Genomic DNA, 14,162 nt, shown 5'->3' with positions numbered 1-14,162 from the left:
TCTCCCCTCAGGGGAGAGGGAGGGGTGAGGGGACAGGAATGCATCAGAATTAAAGGCGTTTGTATTAAATAGATTTAATTTTTATAATTTATCTTCTCTTCCGTATTTATCTTCTAATCTTATAACATCATTAAGGTAAGGTGTAGAAACTTCAAAAACTACACAATCTTTTAAAGCAATCATTCTATGCTTTGTGCCGGGCTTAATTCTGTAAGTCATCCCTTTCTCTAATGTTTTTTTAACAAGCTTTCCATCCTCTTCAACTATGAATTTCATTTTGCCCGCGTAAAGATATATAGTTTCATCTTTTTTTTCATGGAACTGTAGGCTTAATTGTTCTCCTGAATTAATTTTTAAAATCTTGCCTGCATAAAATTCAGTTTTAGCAAATAAAATTTCATAACCCCACGGTTTATCGATTTTTATTTTATCTATATCATTCATTTTGCTTTAAAATTCCTAGAAATTTTTTATCTATGCTTTCGTAGAGGTATTTTTCAATTTCCTCGGCCGAGCTCAGACTGAATACTTCAGTAACAATCTCAGTAATCTTCTCTTTTTCGATTCTTCTCAAAACTTTCTTGATTTTCGGGATAAAGAATGGATTCATGCTGAAAAAATTTATTCCAAGTCCGAGCAGTGTCAATGTATAAAGGGAATCGGAAGCCATTTCTCCACATACGTATATTTCTTTTTGATTTATTTTAGCAGATTCAACCACCTTTTGAATAGTTCTCAGTATTGAAGGATGAAGTGGTTTGTATAGATAAGATACTTCTTGATTTGTTCGATCAATAGCAAGAGTGTATTGAATAAGATCATTAGTGCCAATACTCAGAAAATCACAATTTTTTGCTAAAATGTCAGAAATATAAGCTGCAGCTGGAACTTCAATCATCACTCCTACAGGAATATTATCATCGAAATGGATGTTTCTTTTTTTCAAATTATTTTTTGTTTCCTCAACAAGTTCTTTAAATGAAATTAACTCAGATAATTCGGTAACCATGGGAATTAGTATTTTTACATTTCCAAGATAAGAGGCTCTTATGATTGCTTTAATCTGAGATCTCAGTATATCTTTTCTTTTTAAAAGTAATCTAATTGACCTTAAGCCAAGAGTAGGATTTGGCTCCTCGTTAATTGGAACAATCTTCTTATCTCCTCCCACATCTAAAATTCTGATAACTAAAGGTTTTGGAAACGATTCTTCCGCCATTTTAGAATAAACTGAAAATTGCTCTTCCTCTGTTGGAAGGTTTTTTGAGTGTAAATATAAATATTCTGTTCTAAAAAGTCCAATTCCTTCTGCTCCATAGGAAAACGCACTTTTTACCTCTTCTGGAAGTTCGATGTTTGCATACAGAAAGAATGGAAATCCATCCAGGGTTACTGAAGGAAGGGAAATAATTTTGTATTCGTCTTTCTTTTTTTCTTTATATCTCTCCATTTTTTCTGCATATTTTTTTGATATGGAAGGCGAAGGATTTATTATAATTTCACCCTCAATCCCATCTATTATTACGAGATCATCATTTTTTATCGTTGAGATTGAATTCTTCAAATCGATCACCACAGGGATTCCCAGTGACCTTGCCAACAGAACTGCGTGAGAAATTTTGCTTCCATGGTCTACTGCAAGTCCAACGATGTTTTCATAATTGAAAAGCTCGGCTACTTCAGATGGAAGGATTTGATGAGTTATAATAATAAAACTTGGTCTTTTTTTTATATCCAGTGTTAATTCCTCTTCCTTCTTTATATTTTTATAAATTCTGGTTAAAACATCGCATACATCATGGACTCTTTCTTTTATATATTTATCCTCTATGGATTCAAATATTTTGTTAAAATTATCTCTTGTTTTTAAAATAGCTGCATCCGCCCTTATTCTATTTTTTTTGATCAGATTTCTAACTTCATCAAGAAAGATTTTATCCTCCATTAAAAGCAAATGGGATTCAAAAATAAGAGCTGATTCTTTGCCTATTTTCTCTTCTATATCATTCTTTGTTGAGATTATTTCTTGTTTCGATTTTTCTACTGCATCTTCAAACTTATTCAGCTCATTGTTGATATCTGATTTTTTTATTTTCTTCATGGTTGAAGAAAATAAATTTTTTTCCTTGATTAATGCTCTTCCAATCGATATACCTGGAGCAATTGATACTCCTTTGAGCTTGAGCATTTTATTCTTCTTCTCCAAATTTATTTTCTATTAGATTTTCTAAAGAATTCATGGCTTCCTTTTCATCATTTCCATCTATTTTTAAGATTAGCTCAGCTCCTCTGTTTGCTGCAAGTGTTAAAATTCCGAGAATACTTTTTCCATTTATTTCTACTCCATCCTTTATTATTGAAATAGAAGAATTAAATTTTTTGGCTAATTTAACAAAATGTGAAGCAGCTCTTGCGTGGAGCCCAAGCCGATTTTTTAGTATCACTGTTTTTTCAATCATTTTTTTATATTTAATAGAGATGAAGCTAATTGTATACTATCGAATCCATAGTTTCTAATCTCTTCGGCAACGTCTTTTAAATTTTTTCTATTCTGAATTGAAGAAAATTTAATCAGCATTGGTAAATTTGTTCCGGTTATTATCTCAATTTCATTCTCCTTTAAAAAACTGAAACTTATGTTTGATGGAGTTCCTCCAAACATATCAGTGAAAATTATAACTCCATTTCCTTTGTTCACTCTTTTTATGCAATCTTTTATTTGTTTTTTTGCTTTATCCGCATCATCAAACCATCCAAGAGACAATGCTTCAATGGGAGGTGTTTCACCTAAAATGTAAGAGAGAACATTTAATAGTTCCTTCCCAAGTTCACCATGAGTTATTATGATTCCGCCTATCATTTTTACTCTTTATTTAAATCTCGATGGGTAATTTTACTGGAAAGGCCTTTATTTTTTAAAATTTTTTTCACTTCTTCGGCTATGATGATAGATCGGTGTTTTCCTCCAGTACAGCCGAAAGATATAGCAAGATAACTTTTTCCCTCTGAAATGAACTTAGGGATCAAGAAATCAAGCATCTGCTCTAACAAAAGCAAGTATTTTTTTGTATCCTCTGATGACAGAATAAAGTCTTTTACCTCTTTATTTTTACCTGATAGATATTTAAGCTTTTCTTTGTAGAAAGGGTTTGGAAGAAATCTTACATCCAGAACTAAATCTGAATCAAAGGGTATCCCCCATTTATATCCAAAAGAAATTAAATGTATCATCATTTTCTTTTGATCGGTTTTTGTTCCAAATTTATCCCTTACAAACTCTCTCAATTGGGGGACTGTTAAGCTGGAGGTATCTATTATTTCATCGGCCATTTCTTTTATTTTTTTTAGTAGTTCTTTTTCTTTTTTTACACCTATCTTTAAAGGGATATTTTCTGATAATGGATGGGGTCTTCTTGTTTCTTTGAATCTTCTTATTAGAAGATCATCATTTGCTTCCAGAAAAATCAACTTTATATTATATTTTTTGGATTTTCTCAGGGCTTTAAAAACTTCTGGAAAGTCCTTAACAAAATCTTTTTCTCTTATATCAGCTACAATTGCTGCTGATGAGATTGTTTCATTCTTTTCATAAAGTTCAATAAATTTTGGAATCAGTTTTGACGGAAGATTGTCCACGCAAAAATATCCCGCATCTTCTAAAAAATTTGAGAACAATGTTTTCCCAGAACCTGAAAGTCCGGTTATGATTAAAAAATTTTTCTTAAAAATCAAATAGTTTTCTCCTTCGCCTGGAGCATCTTTTTTAGTTTATTGTTTAATTTATGTACCGAGTCATATCCCTGTCTTTTTAAAATAAAATTTCTAACCGCAACTTCAATTAGAATTGATAGATTTCTCCCTACCGCGACTGGGATTTTTATCAGGGGAAAATTTACTCCCATGATTTCATGAGTTAATTCTTCTATTCCCAATCTGTCAAAGTCTTCTTCTTTTTCCCATTTTTCAAGCTTGATAACAAGGTCTATCTTTTTCTTTTTCTCTACAGAAGATGGTCCAAAAATTTTTTTTATGTTAATTATTCCCAACCCTCTTATTTCCATTAGATTTTTAATGAGAGAAGGAGATTTACCGATGAGGTTTCCATTTTTAGATTTGAAAATGTCAACCAGATCATCTGAAATGAGTTTATGTCCTTTAAATATCAAATCCAATGCACTTTCACTTTTTCCAGTTCCGCTTTCGCCGATTATTAATACTCCGATACCCAGAATATCCATCAGTATTCCAGATATAGCGTTTTGAGAGCATTTTTTAATCGTCTCTTTATTCATGAGTTGTTTCTTCTTCCCTGATTGCTTTTATAATTTCTTCTTCAGACTCTTTCTTTAACAACCTGTCTCTTAAATGTTCACCTTTCTTTGCCATATGAGCTACCAAGGCTAATATTTGAAGGTGATGAGATGAAAGTTCAAGAGGAGAGATTACAAGAAAAAAAATATGAGTTGGCTTCCCATTTATAGAATTGAAGTTGGCTCCTTCTTTTGATATTCCCAGGACTATTATGGATTCTTCAATTTCTTTTGATTTACAATGAGGAATTGCTATCCCATCGGCTATGGCTGTTGTTACTTGTTTTTCACGTTCCAGTAATTTTTTGAAAAGGTCTTTGTGGTCTGAGATTAATTTTTTCTTTTTTAAAAAGCCTATCATCTCTTGAAGAATTCCTTCCCTATCTTTCTGAGTCAGATTTGTAATTATAAGATCTTTTTTTAAAAGATTGCTGAGTCTCATATAATTTATAGATCAGGTTCTATTAAACTGATCGATCCATCTTTTTTTCTATATAGAACGGAAAATCTATTATTCAAAGAATTTTTGAATACAAGTATATCTTTTTTATTTGAATTAATATAAATTAAAGCCTCCTCCAAGGTTATGGGTTTTGTATAATAATCGTTTGTTTTTATAACATTCTGAGTTTCAATCTCTTCAATTACTCTCTCTTCAATAACTTTTGTTTTCCTTCTTCTCCTTTTTTTATCTATAAATTTTTCTTTCTCTCTTTTCATCCTTTTTTGTATTGCTGAGAATGCCTGATTGATTGATTTTCTAATGTTGTTCGATTTCTGAACTGTATTGAATGACAGAAGATTCCCTTTCAGGTTTATTTCTGCTACTTTCATATATTTCTCTTCGGATAGAACAACATCTACATCGATTATTTTTACACCCGTTCTTTCAATTTTTTTCAGTTTTTTTTCTATATATCTCTTTAACTCCTCTGTTATTTCAACCTGTCTTCCAGTGAAATTGACTTTCATTTTATACTCCTAAATTTATATTTTTCTTTCTTAAATAGGATGGAGGGATCTTCATTTCTTCTCTATATTTTGTTACTGTCCTCCTTGAAATTTTTATTCCCTCAACTCTAAATATTTCCAGTATTTCTAAATCAGTCAAGGGGGAATTTTTGTTTTCTTCTTCTACTAACCTTCTTATTTTATTTTTTATTGCATAGGAAGATACATTATGTCCGTAAGAATCTGGAAGGCTACTGTGGAAGAAAAATTTAATGGGAAATATTCCATGGGGGGTAGAAATATTTTTATTCGCAACTGCTCTGCTAACAGTAGATTCATCAATTCCAATTGATGATGCAATATCTTTCATCTTCATTGGTTTGATATAATTTATTCCTTTTTCAAAGAATTCTCTTTGATTTTCAAGTATAATTTTAGCGATTTTAAATATGGTTTTATTCCTTAGATCAATACTTTTAAGAAAAAATTCTGCTGTTTTCTTCTTTTCTTTTAAGAATTTTCTTGTTTCGCTATCAAGGGTTTTCTCTTCTTTTAAAAGTTTTAAATAGGATCTGTTGATTCTCACAACCGGGACGTTTTCGGTATTTAAGTTTATACTGTATCCATTTTCCTCTTTCATGATTATTACATCCGCATTAAAATATTCAGGTTTTTTATCCTCAATTCCATACATGGGATATGGTTTCAATTTTTTTAATTTTTCTATAAATTTTTTTATGTATTGTAATTCTGAATCTTTTGGTTTTTTCCCTTGATTTTTTTCAAACTTCATTAATTGTTCAGAAATATATTTTATCTCAGAAGGATTTTTGAACATTTTTTTGAGTTGAAATTTTAAGTACTCATAAAAGTTGTCAGAAGCAATACCTTGGGGATCAATTTCTTCCTGTAATTTACTCTTTGTTTTAATTAGCTTATTAAAATCAATATCTTCTCGTTCTGATAATTCTTTTACTGAAGAAATTAAGAATCCTCTTTCATCTAAATTTTCAATTATTTTTTCTGCTATTCCTTTCTCTTCTTCATTGAAAGAAATGGACATGACTTGTTCTGTTAAATATTCTTTTATGGATTTCTTGTAAGGAATGTTTTCAAAAAGGTCGAAATTTATCGTTTCATCTGGAAAGAAAAAGCTCTCCTCAGGGATTGAAGCTAAAAATTCATCAAGATTTATATCTTCTTTAGCAGGATTTAAATCTTCTACCTCTTTTTGCAATATCTCTTCTCCCTGATTGGAATCCTCGGTGCTAATTTCCAGCATTGGATTTAAGGCTATTTCTTCTTCTATTATTCTTGCAAGTTCAAGATTGGGCAAGGGCAAAAGTTTTAGAGATTTCTGTAAGGCAGGAGTCATTATTAATTTCTGGATTTGTTTTACATCGAATTTTTGATTTATCGTCATTTTAAATCAATCAACAACAACTTTTTCACCTAAATATCCCTTTTTAACTTCTGGGTCAGTGGATAAAACCTGAGGATTCCCTTCTTTAAATATCGTCCCATCTTTAATGATATATGTTCTGTCTGTAATTTTCAAGGTTTCCCTTACATTATGGTCAGTGATAAGGATTCCTATCCCCTTTTCTTTTAATGAATGTATAATTTTTTGTATGTCTAATATGGCAATAGGATCTATTCCAGTAAAAGGCTCATCGAGGAGAAGGAATTTTGGTGAAAGCACGAGTGATCTAGCGATTTCAAGACGTCTTCTTTCTCCACCAGAAAGAGCAAAAGATTTAATTTTTCTGAGATGCCAGATTTCCAACTCGTTTAGTAAATTTTTAATTATTTCTCTCCATTGATTTGGATGGATTTCAGAATTTTCTAAAACAGCCAAGAGATTTTCTTCAGTAGTCAGACCTCTGAACGATGATGTTTCTTGGGAAAGGAATCCGATTCCCATCTGGACTCTTAAATACATCGGGAAATTTGTAATTTCATGGTTATTAAAAAAAATTTTTCCTTTGTCCACTTTTAAGAGTCCTAAAATCATCGAAAAGGTAGTTGTTTTACCAGCGCCGTTTGGACCTAAAAGTCCCACAATCTCTCCTTCCTCCTGGTAAAGGGAAACATTTTTTATTACTTTTTTCCTGTTAAAGCTTTTTTCTAAATTCATTGCCTCTAATTTTATCATTTTTTCTCTTTTTGAGATTTTATTATAGTAATAGACCTTTCCTCCTCACGACTTTCCGTTACAATTTTATCATTAGCAAAATCTACTATAACCTTTCTTCCTTTTATCATCCCTCTATTTTTGTCATTCAATTCAGGATTTCCAGTGACCTCCATCTTTTCATCAACAATATCCCATTCAACCTTTTCTCCACTTATTAAAAAATCTCCATATTGTATTTTTACATTTTTTTCAACATTTATTTTTTCTAATATTTTTTTTTCAGTTAAATAAATGTACATCCTGTTGCCTTTAATTTCAAACTCCTCGGTTAATAAAGATGATTCAGATGATTCATCTGAGAGGGAAATTAATTTTTGCTTGTTTAAAAAAGAAATCTCATCAGCTTTACATTTAATCTTTTTTTTCCCACCATCTTTTTTTTCATAGAAGATTTCAAACTGACAATTTTTAAATGCCTTCAAATTTCCCTCATTTCCTTCGATGTGAATTTCTTCAGCCATCAAAGATTCATTTCCTTTCCACATTCCAGTGTTACCAATGAATCGAGACTCATCATTTTTTCTGGACCAGAATATTTTGTCTGAAGAGATAAAGATCGGTTCGTTTGCATCAGAGAAAAATCCTATTTTGTTATTCTTGTCAATCATCGTTGTTCTTATGTTTCCTGCTCCTTCGAAATAATTTTTTTCATTATTTATTATTAATTTATCAGCAACAATCTGGTTTTCTTTGTAAACTATTTTTGGTCTAAATCCTTGAACTTCTATTATATTGTCTTTTATTGTAGAGAATGCTCCCCAAAGTTTTATATCCATATCTTCATAAAAGAAGTTATCCTGGATGTTTCCTTTTCGAATTTTATTTTCTCCAGGATAAAATTCTAAAGAAATAGAATCTCCATAAAATCTTTTCTGGTTATCTTCCATTAAAACTCTTTCGATCCCTTCAAAATTTTTTATTCCTCCTTCCTCATAAAATTCAAATTTCATGAATTCAGAAGCCAGTTTCCTTTTCTCTTGGGAGTTTAAAAATTCTGTTATATATTCACAATTTCCACTGCATGTTCCTTTAAAAGGTTTTTTCCCATCGGGAAATATTTCAAGAAATATTTTGTTCCCTGCGATTTTCCTTAGCCCTGGCTTATTATCAATGTTTTTGATAATTTCTTTTTTTTCCACCTGAGAAAATCTGAGAAAAGCATTCTCAAAAGCCTCAATCTCTTTTATGTGATTTTTTTCTTCATCCAATTTAAAATTTATAGAATTTGCCCTTAGAATGTTTTCACCCTGAGCAATGGAAGTGTTATTAATAAGTTCTCCTTTATTCTGGTCATATAAAAAGTTGAATCTTTCTCCGTGGAAAATCACTGACTCCTCATTTTCAACTTCCATCAATGCCTTTTCTAAATTGTTCAGGCTAACTTTTTTTTCGTTAAGATAATAATTCATGCCATTTGTTGATGTTCCCTCAACGTTTCTAATCATAAATTTCGTTTTTTTGTCCGTTTTAATTTCTTCATTTTTTGAGAAATATTCAAAATACTCGGATTCAATTATGTTTTTCTCTGAGATAATCTTAGAATTTTTAAGAATTTTAAAAGAAGAAAAATCTTTTGGATAAAATCCTTCTTCCCCTTCAATAATCAGGTCTTTATTATCAGGAGCTTTATTAAATATCCGAATGCAGACATTTCCTTTTAGATGAAACAGATTATCATTACCCAGATAATGTTCAAGAGAATTGACCTGGAAAATTTTTTTACCTCCTTTTGTTTCCACATAATTTATGTTTGTTTTTAACTGAATTTTGTCATCTTTTGTCTGCTTTATTTCTTCTTGTTTTTTTGTGTTTTCTCTGTCGATTCTGATTATAATTTCAAATAAAAAAATGCCCAGAATTGAAATAAGAAACATGCCCAAGATCGTTTTTCCAACTTTTTGAGAAATCATATGTATGATTATATCTTTTTTATATCTAATATATTTAAAAAAAATTCATTCGTTTGTTTTGAATATTTTCTTTGCGGATAAAAAATTATATTTATTTTTTCCCCTCTTTTTAGATTGTTGTAATCTTCTGTGTTTTCCCATATCAGGGCATCGAAAAATTTGTTTTTTTTAAACAGAAACAGTTTCAGATATTTTCCTTTCAGTATGGCAGGAGGTTCTTTAATTGTTACATTATCCGTGAAAAAAACAGGTCTTGGATTGCCTATTCCGAACGGAGAAAACATTTCTAAATAATCAATGAATACATTATCTATCCTGTCAAAATTTATACATGAATCAATCATATATTTCCGGGTGAATACCTCATCATCTACATGCGTCTCGCAATATTCCGTCAATCTTTCTTCAAGGAGTGGAATTTTCGATGGTTGAATTTCAAAGCCAGCTGCCATTTTATGCCCTCCCCAGCTTTTAAAAAGATCTTCTGAAGATTTAAGAGCATCAATTAAAGAAAAAGATTCAATAGACCTTCCTGAACCATATCCATTGTTATCATCTATTGAAATAAGAATGGCTGGCCTTCTATACTTTTCTGCAATCTTTGAAGCAACCACGCCTATGACTCCTCTATGCCATCCCTCATTTGCAAATATTAATATCTTTCGTTTCTGAGGTTCAATTTCTTTTATTTTATCCATAATTTCTTTTAAAATATTTTCCTCTATTTGCTGTCTTTGTGTATTGAGTTTATCTAATTCTTTTGCTTTAAGCAAACTTTCTTCCTGGCTTTCTGTTAAAAATAGTTCTATTGCAATGTAAGGAGATGCCAATCTCCCTGATGCATTTATCCTTGGTCCTATTTTAAATGATATATCATAGGTGGTTATTTCCTTTCCTGTTAAGCCTGATATTTCAATTATATTTTTCAGTCCGTTATTGTAAGGATTCCCGAGTTCTTTTAACCCAAGTTTTACAATAGTTCTGTTTTCTCCTTGGAGTTCAGCTAAATCCGCTATCGTGCCTATCGAGGCTATTTTTAAATAATGACGAACATTCTTATCTTTTTTAAATTCTTGAAGGAGCGATTGGACAAGCTTAAAAGTTACGCCAACTCCAGCAAGGTTTTTAAAGGGGTAAAAACACCCTCTCTGAAGGGGATTTAATACAGCAAAAGCAGGCGGAAGCTCATCCCCTGGTACATGATGATCAGCAATGATCACATCTATTCCCTTTTTATTAGCTTCATTTACGAAATCAATTGCTTTTATTCCATTATCTACTGTAATGACAAGGTCTGGAGCATAATCTTCAATATATTCCAGAGATGATTTTTTTATTCCATACCCTTCTTTAATTCTATGGGGAATGTAATAGAAAACGTTTGTTCCTAAATTTTTCAGACATTTATAGAGAATGAGAGTTGAAGTAATGCCATCAGCATCATAATCACCAAAAATTAAGATTTTTTCGTTATTTTCTTTAGCTTTCTTTATTCTTTCCACTGCTTTTTGCATATCCTTCATTAAGAAGGGAGGATGGAGGTCTTCAATTGAGGGAAACAGAAATTTTTTTCCTTCCTCAGACGTACGGATCCCCTTTCTAATCAATATCGATGCCAATTCTATCGGAATTTCTAAATCATTCGATAATTTATTCGCTTCTGGATGGATAGGATTTATTATCCATTTAGATTCATTCATATAACTAAGAATAACACATTGAATTTTGTTATATCAATATGGAATAATTTAAAGTGCTGGTATTAGTTCAGAAGGTAGTTTCTCTTATACTTTTTACATAGTGATCAGCAAGGGTAACCAGAAAACACGCTGTATTTTCCACACCAATCTAAATGAATTAGAAGAAGTCAACCATCCCCTTCCCTCAGATCTCCTCGCATCAAAATCTATGCTCGTTCGTTCAAATAATCTCCTATCACTCAAGGTCTTATCTTCTCTTATCTTCTATATTCTCTCTCGCTCCCGTTCGTTATATTATTTCTCTTTCGATAGAATAAATATAGAAGATTATTCTCACTCACTTCGCAGATTTTTAGATGCTCGTCGATATATCGCTCAGAAGATAGTTGACCTCTTAATAATTTAGATTTATATTTCATGCCACCCTTCCTGCTCACTTCTTTCTTCGTTTATGTCTTATCTATTTATTAGATGCTCTGTATATCCCCCAAGAGATGGTTGTCCTCTAAATATTTACAAATAAAGGAAAAGTTTATAATATCAAAAGAGATGATAAATTTTATTTTGCTATATAAGATTAGAAGCAGAATAAAGAAAATTATAAGCAATAAAATACAAGAAGGGGATTTAAAAATTATAGAATCCTGTAAAGATTGTCTTGTTAATGAACTCAGCTGGGAAATTTATTATCTTCTAAGAGATGAAAAAAAGAAAGAAAAATTGAAATGATGTAAGTATTTATGATATAAAAATCAATTATTTCAATCGAATGAAAAAGATTTTAAAAATTATAGGGGTTCTTACATTTTTTGGAGTTGTAAGTTTTATTTCTATGCTTATAACCATGAATCTATTGATAAAAGGGGATGAGGTGGATGTCCCAGATTTGAGAGGAGAATCCTTAGAAAAAGCTTCTTATACATGTTCTAAATTAAATCTTTTTCTGAAAAAAAGGGCAAGTCAGTACCATCCAGATTTTCCCCTAAATACGATAATTTATCAGGACCCGCTTCCAGGTCTCAAAATCAAAAGAAATAAATCAGTAAAGGTAACGATTTCTCTTGGGAGTGAAAAGGTTATTGTACCTGATTTAGCTGGAAAAACATTGAGAGCTGCAGAGATAATGTTAGGAGAAACTGGATTGCTTAAAGGGGAGATCTCTCAGACCAAGTCTTATAACTTTCCCTCAGGCTCAATTATAGCTCAGGAACCAATGCATGATGTGGAGGTTAAAAGAGGAAGTTCCGTGAATATTCTTGTATCGAGTGGTACATATGAAGAAGAGCTTATAATGCCAGATTTAATAGGAAAGAAGTTAAACTCGGTAATCAGTCAGATTGAGGGAATGGGCTTTAAAATAGGAGATATCTCCAAGATTTCCTATCCTGGGATTGAGTCAGGTATAATAATAAGGCAGATGCCATTATCAGGCTGGAAAATGATTAAAAAAAACTTGATTTCCTTAGAGGTTAGCAGTTAATGATTATTCCATCGATTTTATCAGCTAACTTTGCTTTCATCGGAGATTCAATAAAAAGAATAGAAAATGGTGGTATAGAAGCTATTCATGTGGATATAATGGATGGACATTTTGTACCAAATCTTACATTTGGTCCTGAATTGATCAGGTCGATAAAAAAGTTAACTTCTGTTTCTTTAGATGTTCATCTTATGATTGATAATCCTCACAGTATGTTAAAATTTTTTATAGATTATGGCTCTGATTGGCTTTCGATTCATGTTGAGAGTTCACCTCATTTAAACAAAATTATAAATAATATCAAGAAAAACAACAGGAAAGCAGGGGTTGCTTTAAACCCGGCCACATCCCTTTCTTCAATTGATGAAATAATTGAAGAAGTTGATTTCGTGCTATTGATGAGTGTAAATCCTGGTTTTGAAGCTCAGAATTTTATAAATTCAACTTTAAAAAAAATAACTAAGTTAAAGGAAATAGTTTTGAAGAAAAACTTGAAAGTGGAAATTGAAGTTGATGGAGGTATCGGGATTGATAACATCGAAAAAATAATAGATGCAGGAGCAGACTTGTTGGTGATAGGTTCGAGCATTTTCAAATCAGCTGATCCATTGGAATCATACATAAAATTTAAAGAAATAGAAGAAAAGAAGAGAAAATTAAATTTAAGATAGAATGAAATTTGTAGTAACTGGAGCTGCTGGTTTTATCGGGTCTCATTTATGTGAGAGACTTTTAGCTGAAGGAAATGTAGTCATTGGAGTGGATTCATTTTCAGATTATTATTCTCCTATTATTAAAGAAAAAAACATAAAGTCTATCTTGGGAAATAAAAATTTTTTATTCCTTCGAGGGAAAATGGAAGAAATGGAAATCGAAAAGATCTTGAAAGGATGTGATGGAGTATTTCATTTAGCTGCACAACCTGGTGTAAGAAAAAGCTGGGGGTTAGATTTTGAAGTTTATGTGAGAACCAATGTTTTATTGACACAAAAGATATTGGAAGTGTTAAAGAATATACCTGTAAAGAAATTTATCTATGCATCCTCTTCCTCAGTTTATGGAAATGCTGGCATTCCATTTAGAGAAAATTCTGAGTTGAAACCTGTTTCTCCATACGGTGTAACAAAATTAGCAGGAGAAAATCTTTGTTTCTTATATTTTGAGAATTTTAAAATACCTGTGATATCCCTGAGATATTTTACTGTATATGGTCCTCGTCAGAGGCCTGATATGGGCTTTCATAAGTTTTTTTTGAGTATATTAGATGGTAGAGAAATTGAGGTGTATGGCGACGGAAATCAGAGTAGAGATTTTACCTATATTGATGATGTTATAAACGGCACGATTTCTTCTTATTATTATGGTGTTGCTGGAGAGGTGTATAACATTGGAGGAGGAACGAACATAAGGCTAAATTCAATTTTTCCTCTATTTGAAAATATTACAGGAAGAAAAATAAGAATAAAATATTTGAAAGAGGTATCAGGGGATGTAAGGCATACGCAAGCAGATTATTTAAAAGCACAAAGGGATTTAAAGTTTAAGCCAAATGGGAAATTGGAAGATGGCCTTGAGAAACAATGGAAATGGATGCTGGAAGTTTATGGAGATTAA

15 protein-coding genes are annotated in these 14,162 nt (G+C 31.4%); 3 read left to right on the top strand and 12 right to left on the bottom strand.

The window, feature by feature from the left end; genetic code table 11:
- Window positions 1-81: 81 nt before the first annotated feature.
- The 12 genes from AB1410_11370 to recJ are packed head-to-tail and all read right to left on the bottom strand — an operon-like array spanning window position 82 to window position 11,068.
- Window positions 82-444, bottom strand: a complete 363-nt coding sequence (locus AB1410_11370; GenBank protein ID MEW6457298.1) for a cupin domain-containing protein — start codon at window positions 442-444, stop codon at window positions 82-84.
- Window positions 437-2,188 carry a phosphoenolpyruvate--protein phosphotransferase gene (gene ptsP, locus AB1410_11365; protein ID MEW6457297.1) on the bottom strand — a complete coding sequence of 584 codons (1,752 nt, stop codon included), beginning with the start codon at window positions 2,186-2,188 and terminating at the stop codon, window positions 437-439. The genes AB1410_11370 and ptsP overlap by 8 nt, the downstream gene beginning before the upstream one ends.
- Window position 2,189: 1 nt before the next feature.
- The gene (locus AB1410_11360; GenBank protein MEW6457296.1) at window positions 2,190-2,459 is read right to left on the bottom strand and encodes an HPr family phosphocarrier protein; all 270 of its coding nucleotides are present in this window, start codon (window positions 2,457-2,459) and stop codon (window positions 2,190-2,192) included.
- On the bottom strand, window positions 2,456-2,860 hold the full coding sequence (locus tag AB1410_11355; protein MEW6457295.1) for a PTS sugar transporter subunit IIA: 405 nt from the start codon (window positions 2,858-2,860) through the stop codon (window positions 2,456-2,458). The genes AB1410_11360 and AB1410_11355 overlap by 4 nt, the downstream gene beginning before the upstream one ends.
- A 2-nt stretch (window positions 2,861-2,862) precedes the next feature.
- Entirely contained in the window at window positions 2,863-3,732 is an 870-nt protein-coding gene (gene rapZ, locus AB1410_11350; GenBank protein ID MEW6457294.1) for an RNase adapter RapZ, read from the bottom strand.
- Window positions 3,729-4,292, bottom strand: a complete 564-nt coding sequence (locus AB1410_11345; protein MEW6457293.1) for a hypothetical protein — start codon at window positions 4,290-4,292, stop codon at window positions 3,729-3,731. Before AB1410_11345 ends, rapZ begins: the two co-directional genes overlap by 4 nt.
- A complete protein-coding gene (locus tag AB1410_11340) occupies window positions 4,285-4,752 on the bottom strand; it encodes a PTS sugar transporter subunit IIA (GenBank protein MEW6457292.1) in 468 nt (155 codons plus the stop codon). The genes AB1410_11345 and AB1410_11340 overlap by 8 nt, the downstream gene beginning before the upstream one ends.
- A gap of 5 nt (window positions 4,753-4,757) precedes the next feature.
- Complete coding sequence (gene raiA / locus AB1410_11335; protein ID MEW6457291.1) at window positions 4,758-5,282, bottom strand: ribosome-associated translation inhibitor RaiA; 525 nt, start codon at window positions 5,280-5,282, stop codon at window positions 4,758-4,760.
- Between the two features lies 1 nt (window position 5,283).
- Window positions 5,284-6,684, bottom strand: a complete 1,401-nt coding sequence (gene rpoN, locus AB1410_11330; protein ID MEW6457290.1) for an RNA polymerase factor sigma-54 — start codon at window positions 6,682-6,684, stop codon at window positions 5,284-5,286.
- A gap of 6 nt (window positions 6,685-6,690) precedes the next feature.
- Entirely contained in the window at window positions 6,691-7,416 is a 726-nt protein-coding gene (lptB, locus tag AB1410_11325; protein ID MEW6457289.1) for an LPS export ABC transporter ATP-binding protein, read from the bottom strand.
- A complete protein-coding gene (locus tag AB1410_11320) occupies window positions 7,413-9,368 on the bottom strand; it encodes an LptA/OstA family protein (protein MEW6457288.1) in 1,956 nt (651 codons plus the stop codon). Before AB1410_11320 ends, lptB begins: the two co-directional genes overlap by 4 nt.
- An 8-nt stretch (window positions 9,369-9,376) precedes the next feature.
- Complete coding sequence (gene recJ, locus AB1410_11315; GenBank protein ID MEW6457287.1) at window positions 9,377-11,068, bottom strand: single-stranded-DNA-specific exonuclease RecJ; 1,692 nt, start codon at window positions 11,066-11,068, stop codon at window positions 9,377-9,379.
- A gap of 769 nt (window positions 11,069-11,837) precedes the next feature.
- Between recJ and AB1410_11310 the strand changes: the two genes are divergently transcribed.
- The 3 genes from AB1410_11310 to AB1410_11300 are packed head-to-tail and all read left to right on the top strand — an operon-like array spanning window position 11,838 to window position 14,162.
- Complete coding sequence (locus tag AB1410_11310) at window positions 11,838-12,548, top strand: PASTA domain-containing protein (protein MEW6457286.1); 711 nt, start codon at window positions 11,838-11,840, stop codon at window positions 12,546-12,548.
- Window positions 12,548-13,219 (top strand): ribulose-phosphate 3-epimerase, encoded by a 672-nt coding sequence (rpe, locus tag AB1410_11305; GenBank protein MEW6457285.1) that lies wholly within the window; start codon window positions 12,548-12,550, stop codon window positions 13,217-13,219. Before AB1410_11310 ends, rpe begins: the two co-directional genes overlap by 1 nt.
- Window position 13,220: 1 nt before the next feature.
- Window positions 13,221-14,162 (top strand): NAD-dependent epimerase/dehydratase family protein, encoded by a 942-nt coding sequence (locus AB1410_11300; protein MEW6457284.1) that lies wholly within the window; start codon window positions 13,221-13,223, stop codon window positions 14,160-14,162.

The sequence above is a fragment of the Acidobacteriota bacterium genome (genome assembly GCA_040756905.1).
Classification (GTDB): Bacteria; Acidobacteriota; Aminicenantia; order JBFLYD01; family JBFLYD01; genus JBFLYD01.
Note: the sequence above shows the minus strand (reverse complement) of the source record. Positions and strands in the feature narration are given on the sequence as shown.

Excerpts from the sequence above, each read along its gene's own strand:
- AB1410_11370 (MEW6457298.1), bottom strand. The coding sequence starts at position 444 with ATGAATGATATAGATAAAATAAAAATCGATAAACCGTGGGGTTATGAA.
- ptsP (MEW6457297.1), bottom strand. The coding sequence starts at position 2,188 with ATGCTCAAGCTCAAAGGAGTATCAATTGCTCCAGGTATATCGATTGGA.
- AB1410_11360 (MEW6457296.1), bottom strand. The coding sequence starts at position 2,459 with ATGATTGAAAAAACAGTGATACTAAAAAATCGGCTTGGGCTCCACGCA.
- AB1410_11355 (MEW6457295.1), bottom strand. The coding sequence starts at position 2,860 with ATGATAGGCGGAATCATAATAACTCATGGTGAACTTGGGAAGGAACTA.
- AB1410_11345 (MEW6457293.1), bottom strand. The coding sequence starts at position 4,292 with ATGAATAAAGAGACGATTAAAAAATGCTCTCAAAACGCTATATCTGGA.
- AB1410_11340 (MEW6457292.1), bottom strand. The coding sequence starts at position 4,752 with ATGAGACTCAGCAATCTTTTAAAAAAAGATCTTATAATTACAAATCTG.
- raiA (MEW6457291.1), bottom strand. The coding sequence starts at position 5,282 with ATGAAAGTCAATTTCACTGGAAGACAGGTTGAAATAACAGAGGAGTTA.
- rpoN (MEW6457290.1), bottom strand. The coding sequence starts at position 6,684 with ATGACGATAAATCAAAAATTCGATGTAAAACAAATCCAGAAATTAATA.
- lptB (MEW6457289.1), bottom strand. The coding sequence starts at position 7,416 with ATGATAAAATTAGAGGCAATGAATTTAGAAAAAAGCTTTAACAGGAAA.
- AB1410_11320 (MEW6457288.1), bottom strand. The coding sequence starts at position 9,368 with ATGATTTCTCAAAAAGTTGGAAAAACGATCTTGGGCATGTTTCTTATT.
- recJ (MEW6457287.1), bottom strand. The coding sequence starts at position 11,068 with ATGAATGAATCTAAATGGATAATAAATCCTATCCATCCAGAAGCGAAT.
- AB1410_11310 (MEW6457286.1), top strand. The coding sequence starts at position 11,838 with ATGAAAAAGATTTTAAAAATTATAGGGGTTCTTACATTTTTTGGAGTT.
- rpe (MEW6457285.1), top strand. The coding sequence starts at position 12,548 with ATGATTATTCCATCGATTTTATCAGCTAACTTTGCTTTCATCGGAGAT.
- AB1410_11300 (MEW6457284.1), top strand. The coding sequence starts at position 13,221 with ATGAAATTTGTAGTAACTGGAGCTGCTGGTTTTATCGGGTCTCATTTA.